Genomic DNA, 12,989 nt, shown 5'->3' with positions numbered 1-12,989 from the left:
CCCAGTGTCAGAGCTGGCCGACGGATGTGACGCGCACGACGGCCCGGCATTCCTCGTCGGAGGCCGCCAGATCGACCTCCGCGCTGATACCCCAGTCATGGTCGCCGTTCGGGTCGGCGAAGATCTGCCGGACCCGCCACAGACCGTGTTCCGGATCCTCCTCGATCAGCAGCAGCTTGGGGCCGCGCGCATCGGGTCCGGTGCTCAGGTCCTCGTACTCGTCCCAGTACTTGTCCATCGCCTCGCCCCAGGCGTCCTCGTCCCAGCCGGAGTCGGCGTCCAGCTCGCCGAGCTCGCGGACGTGGTCCAGCGCGGCCAGTTCCACCCGGCGGAACATGGCGTTGCGTACGAGCACACGGAAGGCGCGAGCGTTCGCGGTGACCGGCTTGACCTGGTCGGCCTTCTCCTGGGCCTGCTCGGCCGTCTCGATCTCCGGGTTGGCGAGCTGCTCCCACTCGTCGAGCAGACTGGAGTCGACCTGCCGCACCATCTCGCCGAGCCAGGCGATCAGGTCCTGAAGGTCCTCGGTCTTGAGGTCGTCGGGGATGGTGTGGTCAAGAGCCTTGAACGCGCTCGCGAGATAGCGCAGCACGATGCCCTCGGTGCGCGCGAGCTCGTACCAGGAGGTGAACTCGGTGAAGGTGAGGGCCCGTTCGTACATGTCACGGATGACGGACTTCGGCGAGACCGGGTGGTCACCGACCCACGGGTGCGACTTCTTGTAGACGTTGTACGCGTGCCAGAGCAGCTCTTCCAGCGGCTTGGGGTAGGAGATGTCCTGGAGCCGCTCCATGCGCTCCTCGTACTCGATGCCGTCCGCCTTCATCTGGCCGACCGCCTCACCGCGCGCCTTGTTCTGCATGGCGGCGAGGATCTGGCGAGGGTCGTCGAGCGTCGACTCGACGACAGAGACCATGTCCAGGGCGTAGGACGGGGACTCCGGGTCGAGCAGGTCGAAGGCGGCGAGTGCGAACGTCGACAGCGGCTGGTTCAGCGCGAAGTCCTGCTGGAGGTCGACGGTGAGCCGGATGGTGCGGCCCTCGGCATCGGGCTTGTCCAGCTGTTCCACCACTCCACCGTCGAGCAGCGAGCGGTAGATGGCGATGGCCCGGCGGATATGGCGCAGCTGCGCCTTGCGCGGCTCGTGGTTGTCCTCGAGGAGGCGGCGCATCGCCTCGAAGGCGTTCCCGGGCCGGGCGATCACCGAGAGCAGCATGATGTTGGTGACCCGGAAGCGCGACGTCAGCGGCTCCGGCTCGGAGCCGATCAGCTTCTCGAATGTGGTGTCCGACCAGGCGACGAAGCCCTCGGGGGCCTTCTTCCTGACCACCTTGCGGCGCTTCTTCGGGTCGTCGCCGGCCTTCGCGAGCGCCTTCTCGTTCTCGATGACGTGCTCGGGGGCCTGGGCGACCACAAAACCGGCGGTGTCGAATCCGGCCCGCCCGGCGCGACCGGCGATCTGATGGAACTCGCGGGCGCGGAGAGTACGTACACGATTGCCGTCGTACTTGGTGAGAGCGGTGAACAGCACCGTTCGGATGGGGACGTTGACACCGACCCCGAGCGTGTCGGTACCGCAGATGACCTTCAACAGGCCCGCCTGCGCCAGCTTTTCAACAAGGCGGCGGTACTTGGGCAGCATGCCGGCGTGGTGCACCCCGATGCCATGGCGCACGTAACGGGACAGGTTCTGCCCGAACTTGGTGGTGAAGCGGAAGCTGCCGATCAGTTCGGCGATCTTGTCCTTCTCCTCGCGCGTGCACATGTTGATGCTCATCAGCGACTGTGCGCGCTCGACCGCTTGGGCCTGCGTGAAGTGCACGATGTAGACCGGCGCCTGCCTGGTTTCGAGCAGCTCGGTCAGGGTCTCCGTGATGGGCGTCGTGACGTACTCGTACGAGAGCGGGACGGGCCGGATCGCGGACCGCACGACCGAGGTCTCGCGGCCGGTGCGGCGGGTCAGGTCCTTCTCGAACATGGCGACGTCGCCGAGCGTCGCCGACATCAGGATGAACTGCGCCTGCGGCAGTTCGAGAAGCGGGATCTGCCAGGCCCAGCCGCGGTCCGGCTCGGCGTAGAAGTGGAACTCGTCCATCACGACCTGGCCGATATCGGCGTACTTGCCGTCGCGCAGCGCGATGGAGGCCAGCACCTCGGCGGTGCAGCAGATGACAGGGGCGTCGGCATTGACGGACGCGTCGCCCGTCAGCATCCCGACGTTCTCCGTGCCGAAGAGCTTGCAGAGGTCGAAGAACTTCTCGGAGACCAGCGCCTTGATCGGCGCCGTGTAGAACGTGACCTTGTCCTGAGCCAGCGCCGTGAAGTGCGCACCCGCCGCGACCAGGCTCTTTCCCGAGCCGGTGGGCGTGGAAAGGATCACATTGGCCCCGGAGACCACCTCGATCAGCGCCTCCTCCTGAGCCGGATAGAGCGTGATGCCCTGGCCTTCGGCCCACGAGGAGAAGGCTTCGAAGAGGGCATCGGGGTCGGCATCCGGCGGCAGCTGATCAATAAGGGTCACGCCCCCATCTTGCCTGCCTTCTGCCCGGATCAGGGAACCGGGCGACGGCGACAAGATCACGGGCGATACGCTGCCCTGTCAACTGGGCTTCACCACAAGAGCAATGGGGCGGGAACGCACATGATGGGACCGGCGCACTCTCTCTCCGGGGCGGCTGCCTGGCTGGGGGTGGGCGCGGCGACCGCCGCCGCCGGCCACCCGATGCCGTGGCCTGTCCTCGTCGTCGGAGGGCTGATCTGCGCGGGCGCGGCACTCGCGCCCGACCTCGACCACAAGGCGGCGACGATCTCGAGGGCCTTCGGGCCCGTCTCGCGCGGACTGTGCGAGGTCGTCGACAAGCTGTCGTACGCCGTCTACAAGGCGACGAAGAAGCCCGGCGACAAGCGCAGGACCGGCGGCCACCGCACACTCACCCACACCTGGCTGTGGGCGGTACTGATCGGCGCCGGCACCTCGGCGCTGGCGATCACCGGGGGCCGGTGGGCGGTCCTCGCGATCCTCTTCATCCACCTGGTGCTCGCGGTGGAGGGCCTGCTGTGGCGGGCCGCGCGGGTCTCCAGCGATGTACTGGTGTGGCTGCTGGGCGCGACGAGCGCGTGGATCCTGGCCGGAGTGCTGGACAAGCCGGGCAACGGCTCGGACTGGCTGTTCACGGCCCCGGGCCAGGAGTACCTGTGGCTGGGGCTGCCGATCGTGCTGGGCGCCCTGGTACATGACATCGGCGATGCGCTGACTGTCTCGGGCTGTCCGGTCCTGTGGCCGATACCGGTGGGCCGCAAGCGCTGGTACCCGATCGGCCCGCCGAAGGCGATGCGGTTCAGGGCGGGCAGCTGGGTGGAGCTGAAGGTGCTGATGCCGGTGTTCATGCTGCTCGGGGGAGTGGGCGGCGCGGCGGCGCTGGGCTATATCTAGCCGTCCGCGGCGCTCAGCGGGCCCGGTCACACGGCTACCGACCCGGCCCGCGGCGCTCACCCGTGCCAGGAACGCCACAGTGCCGCGTACGCCCCGTCCGCCGCCGCCAGTTCGTCGTGGCTGCCCAGCTCGCTGATCCGGCCCTCCTCCACCACCGCGATCACATCCGCGTCGTGCGCTGTGTGCAGGCGGTGAGCGATCGCCACCACCGTGCGGCCGTCCAGGACCCGCGACAGCGAGCGTTCCAGATGCCGTGCCGCCCGCGGGTCGAGGAGCGAGGTCGCCTCGTCCAGGACCAGTGTGTGCGGGTCCGCGAGAACCAGGCGCGCCAATGCGATCTGCTGGGCCTGGGCCGGGGTCAGGGCGAGGCCGCCCGAGCCGACCTCGGTGTCCAGGCCGTCGTCCATACTCCGTGACCAGGAGTCCGCGTCGACCGCGCCGAGCGCCGCCCACAGCTCCGCGTCGGACGCGCCGGTACGCGCCAGCAGCAGGTTGTCGCGCAGCGAGCCCACGAAGACGTGGTGCTCCTGGTTGACGAGCGCTACATGTTCGCGGACGCGCTCCGCCGGCATCCGGGACAGCTCGGCCTCGCCGAGGGTGATCCGTCCCGCCCGCGGCGCGTAGATACCCGCGAGCAGCCGGCCCAGCGTCGACTTGCCCGCGCCGGACGGGCCGACCAGGGCCAGCCGGGTGCCCGGCGCCACGGCCAGGGACACCTGGTGCAGCACGTCCACGCCCTCGCGGTAGCCGAAGTGCACCCCGTCCGCGCGCACATCGCGTCCGTCCGGGCTGATCTTGCCGTCGCCCGCGTCCGGCTCGATCTCCCGGACGCCCACCAGCCTGGCCAGCGACACCTGGGCCACCTGCAGCTCGTCGTACCAGCGGAGGATGATTCCGACCGGGTCGACGAGCATCTGGGCAAGCAGCGCCCCCGTTGTCAGCTGGCCGACGTCGATCCAGCCCCGCAGGACGAACCAGCCGCCGATCATCAGCACCGAGCCGAGCACCGTGACATGCGTGATGTTGATGACGGGGAAGAGGACCGAGCGCAGATAGAGCGTGTAGCGCTCCCACGACGTCCACTCCTTGACCCGCTGGTCGGAGAGCGCGATGCGGCGATCGCCGAGGCGGTGCGCCTCGATGGTCCGGCCCGCGTCGACCGTCTCGGCGAGGACGGCAGCGACCGCCGCATACCCGGCCGCCTCAGAGCGGTACGCGGAAGGGGCCCGCTTGAAGTACCAGCGGCAGCCCGCCACCAGCAGCGGTGCGGCCACCAGCACCGCCAGTGCGAGCGGCGGCGCCGTCACCGCGAGTCCGCCAAGCAGCAGCGCCGCCCACACCACGCCGATGGCGAGCTGCGGCACGGCCTCGCGCATGGCGTTGGCCAGCCGGTCGATGTCGGTGGTGATCCGGGAGAGCAGATCGCCGGTACCGGCCCGCTCCAGCACGCCCGGCGGCAGGCCGACCGACCGCACGAGGAAGTCCTCGCGCAGATCGGCCAGCATCTCCTCGCCGAGCATCGCGCCGCGCAGCCGCACCAGCCGTACGAACACGGTCTGAAGGACGAGCGCGAGCGCGAACACCGCGATGGTGCGCTCCAGATGGAGCTCGCGCGCCCCGTCCGTCAGCCGCTCCACCACCGAGCCGAGCAGATACGGGCCCGTCATGGACGCGATCACCGCGATCGCGTTGACGGCGATCAGCGCGACAAAGGCGCGCCGGTGCCGGTGCAGCAGCTCGCGCACATAGGACCGTACGGTCGCGGCACTGCCGACGGGCAGCGTCGTCGCCGACTCCGGTGCCGCCGGGTCGTACTCCGGCGGCGCGATGCCGATCATGCCGACTCCTCGATCTCTGCGAATGCTTCCAGTTCAGCCGCTTCGGCCGTCTTCAGCCGCTCCTCGGCCTCGTCGTCCGTCTCACGGGTCACGACGGCCCGGTAGCGCGGCTCGGTGTGCAGCAGCTCGCGGTGTACACCGACGGCCACCACCTCGTGGTTGTCCACCAGCACCACCCGGTCCGCGAGGTCCAGCAGGAGCGGCGACGAGGCGAAGACCACGGTCGTACGGTCGGCGCGCAGGCGCTTGACGCCCGCCGCGACCCGCGCCTCCGTGTGCGAGTCGACGGCCGATGTCGGCTCGTCCAGGACCAGCACCTCGGGGTCGGTCACCAGCGAACGGGCCAGCGCGAGGCGCTGCCGCTGACCACCCGACAGGGACCGGCCGCGCTCGGTGATCCGCGTCCGCATCGGATCGCCGTCGGTGTCCACGGACGCCTGGGCGAGCGCGTTCAGCACATCCCCGCACTGCGCCGCGTCGAGCGCGTCCTCGGCGCACACGTGGCCGGACGAGGGGACGTCGAGAAGCTCCCGCAGTGTGCCGGAGAGCAGCACCGGATCCTTGTCCTGTACGAGGACGGCGGCACGGGACTCGTCCAGCGTCAGCTCGTCCAGCGGCACGCCGCCGAGCAGTACGGACGTGGGGTTGTCCGCCTCGGCGGCCGGATGCCCGCCGAGGCGTTCGGCCAGCAGCCCGGCAGCGTCCGGGTCGCCGCACACCACGGCGGTGAACCGGCCTGCCGGAGCGAGAACTCCGGTGACCGGGTCGTACAGATCACCGCTCGGGCGGCCGTACTCGACCCCGGACGGCTCCGTCGTGCGGCGCAGCGCCAGCACCCGTGCCGCCCGCTTCGCGGAGGGCCGGGAGAAGGAGAAGGCCATGGCGATCTCCTCGACGTTTCTCAACGGGTAGTGCGTCAGCAGCACCGCGCTGTAGACGGTGACGAGCTGGCCCACCTCGATCCGGCCGTCGAGCGTGAGCTTCGCGCCGTACCCGACCACGGCGGTCATCAGCAGACCGGGCAGCAGCACCTGGATCGCGGAGATCAGCGCCCACATACGGGCGCTGCGGACGGCGGCCCGGCGCACCTCCTGCGATGCCCGGCGGTAGCGGCCGAGGAACAGCTCCTCTCCGCCGATACCGCGCAGCACCCGCAGGCCGGCGACCGTGTCGGAGGCCAGTTCGGTGGCCTTGCCCGCCTTCTCGCGCTGGATGTCCGCGCGCCGGGTGGCGCGGGGCAGCAACGGCAGTACGGCCAGGGTCAGTACCGGTACGCCGATCGCGACCATGAAGCCGAGCGCGGGCTCGTAGATCACCAGACCGACGCAGACCACGACCAGCGTGGTGGCGGCCGCCGCGAACCGCGACAGCGCTTCGACGAACCAGCCGATCTTCTCCACGTCACCGGTCGAGACCGCGATGACCTCGCCGGCGGCGACCCGGCGGGTCAGGACCGCCCCGAGCTCCGCGGTCCTGCGGGCCAGCAGCTGCTGGACACGGGCCGCTGCGGTGATCCAGTTGGTGACGGCGGCGCGGTGCAGCATCGTGTCGCCCAGCGAGATGGCCGCGCCGAGCAGCACGATCAGCCCGCCCGCATACGCCAGCCGCTCGCCGGAACGGTCCACCACGGCCTGGACGGCCAGGCCCACGCCGAGCGGCAGCCCGGCGATGCCGAGCTGGTGCATCAACCCCCAGAACAAGGCCTTGAACTGACCGCCCAGCTGATTCCGACCGAGCCACAGCAGAAAGTGCGTGCCGGACCGGACGTCGGGATCACCTGGATCGGGATACGGAAGATCGCGAATCTGCATGATGTCCCAGGGCTCGAAAGTGTGGCTCAAACCGTGCAAGGTTCGCCTTTCGGGACCCTCCGCGGCAATCGAATTTTGCGCCGGGGACACAGAACGCGCCAAGATCTGAGGACTCGCTCTGGCGCACCTGACCTGCCGCACGCTTCACTCCTGACGCATGAAGAGACAGATCATGTCCATGCTCGCCGGACTGGCGCTGGCCGCGGGGTCGCTGCTCGGCGCCGGACCCGCCGCGGCGGCCGGTACACCGCCCGCGGAGTTCGGTACCGACTGGCACGACCCGGTCACCGCCGTGCCGCCCGTCACCCGCCCCCATGCGAAGTCCTGCCAAGTGACCGTCGCCGAGGCGCAGTTCCGCGATTTCACGCCGTACAAGGGGAGTTACGCACCGCCGAAGGGATGCGGCGACCGATGGAGCAAGGTGGTGCTGCGGCTCGACGGGAGCGTCAAGGGGCGGCAGTACGACCGGCTCGGGCATCTCGCCGTCGGCGGCGTGGAGATCCTGCGCACCTCAACGCCGCAGCCCTCGCCGGACGGCATCGCCTGGTCGGTGGAGAAGGACATCACGCGCTACAGCGACATCCTGCGCCGTACCCAGCCGGTCGAGATGCTCATCGGCAATGTCGTCAATGAGACGTACACCGGCGTCTTCGACGTGAAGGTCACACTGACCTTCTACGCGGCCGAGCGCGCCGCGAAGCCGGCAGCGCTGCCCGACGAGGCGCCGGACAGGGCGCCGGACAAGGTGCTTGCCCTCGATGGCACTTCGCTCACCACTCCGCGCAGCTCCGAGCGGATCCTTGCCGAGGTGTACGCCACCGGATCGGGCGGCGGCTGCGAGGAGTACTGGTATCTGACCGTCCCCGACGCTGCCCCGTACTCATGCAGAGCCGCGGGTGGTCCGTACCGCGAGGTGCAGATCAAGGTGGACGGACAGCTCGCGGGAATCGCCGCGCCGTTCCCGACGGTTTGGACGGGCGGCTGGTCCAACCCCTTCCTCTGGTACGTGACGCCGGGGCCGCGCGCCTTCGACATCAAGCCGGTCCAGTACGATCTCACGCCCTTCGCCGCGCGGCTCAACGACGGTCGGCCGCACCGCGTCGAGGTGTCCGTCGTCGGAGTCCCGGTCGGCCAGACCGGCTGGAGCACACCCACCAATGTGCTGGTGTGGCAGGACAACGGGAGTGATGTCGTCACCGGCGCGCTGACCCGCCACGAGGAGAGCGCGCCCGTCAACTCGGTGACGTACACGCCCGGTTCCGAGCACCGGCTCGACACCAAGGGCGGTCACCGGCTCACCGTCGCCGGTCACCTCAACACCTCGCACGGTCGCGTCGCGACGACCGTGACCCGCGTGCTGGGCAACACCTCCGTACACCGCTGGACCGACGGCGAGAACCTGGACGCGCTCAAGGGCACCTGGACGGACGACGGGACGGTGACCAGCGGACGCCGGATCTCGGCCACGCACCGGACGTACACGATGGACGGAGTCACAACGCTGGGCGCGGGCGACCGGCTGCGTACCGTCCTCACCCTCGGGGACAAGGCCGACGCGGTCGTCGCTCAGGGCGGGAAGCGCCTGACCTGGTCGCGGCTCGACGACACGTACAGCGGCGATGCGACCTACACCGCCAATGTGCCGCGCGACCAGCGGCACGCGGTCGGGACGACGGCGGAGCGCTACCGGCTGTACGGCTCCGGGGGCTGCTACGACCGCAGCCTGCGGACCGTCCAGGGGACGGTGACCGAGGACCGGCTGCGCTGCTGAAGCGGGCACGGGGTCGCAGGCGCGCGTCGACCGCGCCGACCGCAGGGGTCCGAAGGTGAGTTGCCGCGGCCGGCGGCGCGGACCGCGACGGATCGTATGCTCCCGCTCCAGCAGTGCGGAGGGGGAGCTGCGGCCCGTCGCCCGATCCTTCAGCAGCGTGGTCCCGGTCCGTCGACCAGGGTGGACAGCAGCCCGCCGAACACCTCGCGCTGTTCGGCGGTGAGCGGAGCCAGGATGTCCTCCGCGGCCGCGCGGCGGGCGCTGCGCAGCGCCCGGAGCGTGGCGCGGCCGGTGTCGGTGAGCTCGATCCGGGTGACCCTGCGATTGCTCGGATCGGGGATGCGGCGGACGCAGTCGCTCGTCTCCAGGCCGTCGACCAGGCTGGTCACGGCGCGGGGTACCACTTCCAGGCGCGCGGCGAGATCGGCCATGCGCGGCGGCTGGTCGTAATGCGCGACGGTGCGCAGCAGCCGGGACTGCGCGGGTGTGATCGCGATGTCGGCCGACTCCAGCTGCCGCTTCTGACTGCGGTGGAGTCGTCGCGTCAGCCGCAGCAGTTGCTCGGCCAGCAGGCCGTCGGCGTCGGATGCCCCGGAAGATGAGTACAGCATGCCGGAACAATATCAGGAGCAGGCTCATTGTGAATATAGGTAACAGTGAGCTAAGCTCTCCAAAACTTTGCTGAATCGCCCCTGTCCCACCCCCGACTCAGCCCCTGTCGAAGGAGCCCATGCACCCCGAAGCCGTCACTTGGACACCCCCGCCCAAGGACCCGGAGCAGCCGCCCGCCGAGGTGCGGCGCATTCTCCGGCTCTTCCGTCCCTACCGCGGCCGGCTCGCGATCGTCGGGCTGCTCGTCGCAGCCGCCTCGCTCGTCTCGGTCGCCTCGCCGTTCCTGCTGCGCGAGATCCTCGACACCGCCATCCCGCAGGGCCGCACCGGGCTGCTCAGCCTGCTCGCCCTCGGCATGATCCTCACTGCGGTGATGAACAGCGTCTTCGGTGTGCTCCAGACGCTGATATCCACCACCGTCGGCCAGCGCGTCATGCACGACCTGCGCACCGCCGTCTACGCGCAGCTGCAGCGCATGCCGCTCGCCTTCTTCACCAGGACCCGCACCGGAGAGGTCCAGTCGCGCATCGCCAATGACATCGGCGGGATGCAGGCGACCGTGACCTCCACGGCGACCTCCCTGGTCTCCAACCTCACGGCCGTGGTCGCCACCGTCGTCGCGATGCTCGCGCTGGACTGGCGGCTCACCGCCGTCTCGCTGCTCCTGCTGCCGCTGTTCGTCTGGATCAGCCGCCGGGTCGGCCGCGAGCGCAAGAAGATCACCACGCAGCGGCAGAAGCAGATGGCCGCCATGGCCGCCACCGTCACCGAGTCGCTCTCCGTCAGCGGCATCCTGCTCGGCCGCACAATGGGCCGGGCCGACTCGCTCACCAGGTCCTTCGCCGAGGAGTCCGAGCGCCTGGTCGACCTCGAAGTGCGCTCCAGCATGGCCGGCCGGTGGCGGATGTCGACCATAGGCATCGTCATGGCCGCCATGCCCGCCCTCATCTACTGGGCCGCGGGCCTGGCGCTCCAGTCCGGCGGACCCGCGATCTCCATCGGCACGCTCGTCGCCTTTGTCTCGCTCCAACAGGGCCTGTTCCGGCCCGCGGTGAGCCTGCTCTCCACCGGAGTGCAGATGCAGACCTCGCTCGCTCTCTTCCAGCGGATCTTCGAGTATCTGGACCTGCCGGTCGACATCACGGAGCCTGTCGAACCGGTCCGGCTCGAAAAGGTCCGAGGCGAAGTGCGCTTCGAAGACGTCGACTTCGCCTACGAGGCGAAGCAGGCCCGGCCGACCCTCGACGGGATAGATGTCACGGTGCCGGCGGGTGGCAGCCTCGCCGTCGTCGGGCCCACCGGCTCCGGAAAATCCACGCTCAGCTATCTGGTGCCCCGGCTGTACGACGTCACCGGCGGCCGCGTCACGGTCGACGGCGTCGATGTGCGCGACCTCGACTTCGACACTCTCGCCCGGGCCGTGGGCGTCGTCTCCCAGGAGACGTACCTCTTCCATGCCTCCGTCGCCGACAATCTGCGCTTCGCCAAACCGGACGCCACCGACGCGGAGATAGCGGCGGCCGCCCGCGCCGCGCAGATCCACGACCACATCGCGTCCCTGCCCGACGGCTACGACACGCTGGTCGGCGAGCGCGGCTACCGCTTCTCCGGCGGTGAGAAGCAGCGGCTCGCCATCGCCCGCACCATCCTGCGCGATCCGCCCGTCCTCATCCTCGACGAGGCGACCAGCGCCCTCGACACCCGTACGGAGTACGCCGTGCAGCAGGCCATCGACGCACTCTCCGCAGGCCGTACGACCATCACCATCGCCCACCGCCTCTCCACGGTCCGGGACGCCGACCAGATCGTCGTACTCGACGCGGGGCGCATAGCCGAGCGCGGCAGCCATGAGGAATTGCTCGAGCGGGACGGCCGCTATGCCGCTCTGGTGCGCAGGGACGCGCAGTTGGCCCCCGTCGCACCCTGACACGGACCGCCCTCGTCAGGTACGGCATGATCACCGCCCATGAGAGCTCTTCTCGGGGTGGAAGAACTGCCCGGATACCGGCCCGTCGACGACGACGTATGGGCGAACGACCAAGGCGATGTGCTGTCGCTGCACTTCTTCGGGCTGCCGCCGGACCTGCCCGCCTCGCTCGACGACGGTCCCGCGCTGCGTGCCGCACTCACCCGCCTCACGGCCGACGCGGGCGGCGGTCTGATCGAGGCCTCGGTGAAGAGTCTGGGACAGCTGCCCGCGCTGAAGCAGATACTCAAGCTGCCGCTGCCGGGACAGCCCGCGGGCCAGGCGTTCATCGGCAGTTTCACCGTGCCGCGCGCGACATGCAGCACCGTGGTGAAGATCCAGGCGCCCGAGCGCGGCATGACGGGAATGCGGGAGGCCATGGTGATGGCCCAGGTCGGCACCGACAAGTACTTCAGGCCGCACCCGTACGCGCCGGAGGTCCAGGGCGGTCTGCCCTTCCACGCCGCCGACCATGCCCAGTGGGACGCGCAGTTCCCCGACCACCCGCTGACCAGGGTCAGGCGCACCCTCGACACCCTTGCCGAGGCGGTCCAGGTGGTACCGGAGTTCGCCGCGCTGCCGCCCTTCGTGCGATAGACCTGCGCGGTAGACCTCACGACCTCCCGACGTACGGCGCACCCGGCGGAGCCTGTCTCGCGCCTCGCCGGGTGCCGTGATCGGCGCGGGCTCCGGGTTAGCGTGCCCGTATGAGGAACGAACCGTCGTCGGCACAGCCCGGTCGCAGGCTCCGCCTGACCCGCCGTGGCCGACTGGTCCTGATCGTGGTGAGCGCGGTGGTCGTCGCGGCTGCTGCGGTACTGGTGCCGCTCCTGCTGCCGAAGGAGACCACGGAGAAGAAGGCGACACTGGTCGTGCCCGAGGGCTGGCGCGCCTCGCAGGTGTACGGGGCGGTCGACAAGACCCTCGATGTGGCACCCGGCACCACCCGGAAGGCGGCAGGCGCGGCGAAACTGAAACTGCCCGCCGACGCCAGGGGCAATCCCGAGGGTTACCTCTTCCCGGCCACGTATCCGGTCGACTCCAAGACCACGCCCACGACCCTGCTCAGTTACATGGTCAACACGGCCGGGCAGCGGTTCGGGGCCATGCACATCAGCAGCGGCGCCCAGCGCAGCGGAGTGACGGCCTATCAGACCGTGAACATCGCCAGCATTGTGCAGGCCGAGGCCGATACGCCCCAGGACATGGGGAAGGTGGCGCGGGTCATCTACAACCGGCTCGCCGAGGGGATGCCGCTGCAGATGGACTCGACGCTGAACTACGCGCTGAACCGCAGCACCCTGGACACCACGGCGAGCGACATCAAGCTCGACAGTCCGTACAACAGCTATGAACGCCGGGGGCTGCCGCCCACTCCGATCGACAATCCGGGGGATGAGGCGATGAACGCGGCGGTCAATCCGGCGCCCGGGAGGTGGCTCTACTTCGTCACCGTGGCGCCCGGGGACACCCGTTTCACCGCCAGTTACGAGGATCACCGGCGCAATGTCGAGGAGTTCAACGCCAAGCGCAGGAGCGCGGGCAACAGCGGCTGACG

The 12,989-nt window shown here is 69.7% G+C and carries 9 protein-coding genes; 5 read left to right on the top strand and 4 right to left on the bottom strand.

Annotated elements, in window-relative coordinates:
• Positions 1–7: 7 nt before the first annotated feature.
• Complete coding sequence (locus AB0D12_RS22220; protein WP_362685434.1) at positions 8–2,581, bottom strand: DUF3516 domain-containing protein; 2,574 nt, start codon at positions 2,579–2,581, stop codon at positions 8–10.
• A 60-nt stretch (positions 2,582–2,641) separates the two neighbouring features.
• Here AB0D12_RS22220 and AB0D12_RS22215 point away from each other — a divergent pair, with 60 nt between their 5' ends.
• Entirely contained in the window at positions 2,642–3,433 is a 792-nt protein-coding gene (locus tag AB0D12_RS22215; protein ID WP_362685431.1) for a metal-dependent hydrolase, read from the top strand.
• 56 nt (positions 3,434–3,489) lie between these two features.
• Here AB0D12_RS22215 and AB0D12_RS22210 read toward each other — a convergent pair whose 3' ends face one another.
• Both AB0D12_RS22210 and AB0D12_RS22205 read right to left on the bottom strand, forming a co-directional pair.
• The gene (locus AB0D12_RS22210) at positions 3,490–5,271 is read right to left on the bottom strand and encodes an ABC transporter ATP-binding protein (protein ID WP_362685428.1); all 1,782 of its coding nucleotides are present in this window, start codon (positions 5,269–5,271) and stop codon (positions 3,490–3,492) included.
• Positions 5,268–7,082, bottom strand: a complete 1,815-nt coding sequence (locus tag AB0D12_RS22205; RefSeq protein ID WP_362685775.1) for an ABC transporter ATP-binding protein — start codon at positions 7,080–7,082, stop codon at positions 5,268–5,270. Before AB0D12_RS22205 ends, AB0D12_RS22210 begins: the two co-directional genes overlap by 4 nt.
• A 157-nt stretch (positions 7,083–7,239) precedes the next feature.
• Between AB0D12_RS22205 and AB0D12_RS22200 the strand changes: the two genes are divergently transcribed.
• On the top strand, positions 7,240–8,853 hold the full coding sequence (locus tag AB0D12_RS22200) for a peptide-N4-asparagine amidase (protein WP_362685425.1): 1,614 nt from the start codon (positions 7,240–7,242) through the stop codon (positions 8,851–8,853).
• A gap of 149 nt (positions 8,854–9,002) precedes the next feature.
• Here AB0D12_RS22200 and AB0D12_RS22195 read toward each other — a convergent pair whose 3' ends face one another.
• Positions 9,003–9,464 carry a MarR family transcriptional regulator gene (locus AB0D12_RS22195; protein WP_327322019.1) on the bottom strand — a complete coding sequence of 154 codons (462 nt, stop codon included), beginning with the start codon at positions 9,462–9,464 and terminating at the stop codon, positions 9,003–9,005.
• Positions 9,465–9,583: 119 nt separating this feature from the next.
• On the opposite strand from AB0D12_RS22195, the gene AB0D12_RS22190 reads away from it, so the two are divergent.
• From AB0D12_RS22190 to mltG, 3 genes are all read left to right on the top strand, one after another.
• A complete protein-coding gene (locus tag AB0D12_RS22190) occupies positions 9,584–11,392 on the top strand; it encodes an ABC transporter ATP-binding protein (RefSeq protein ID WP_362685422.1) in 1,809 nt (602 codons plus the stop codon).
• Between the two features lie 39 nt (positions 11,393–11,431).
• Positions 11,432–12,028, top strand: coding sequence for a hypothetical protein (locus AB0D12_RS22185; RefSeq protein ID WP_362685419.1), 597 nt, complete (start codon positions 11,432–11,434; stop codon positions 12,026–12,028).
• 110 nt (positions 12,029–12,138) lie between these two features.
• Positions 12,139–12,987 carry an endolytic transglycosylase MltG gene (gene mltG / locus AB0D12_RS22180; protein ID WP_362685416.1) on the top strand — a complete coding sequence of 283 codons (849 nt, stop codon included), beginning with the start codon at positions 12,139–12,141 and terminating at the stop codon, positions 12,985–12,987.
• Positions 12,988–12,989: the final 2 nt, after the last annotated feature.

The sequence above is a fragment of the Streptomyces sp. NPDC048479 genome, assembly GCF_040651435.1.
GTDB lineage: Bacteria > Actinomycetota > Actinomycetes > Streptomycetales > Streptomycetaceae > Streptomyces.
This window is presented reverse-complemented; position numbering and strand designations above follow the sequence as displayed.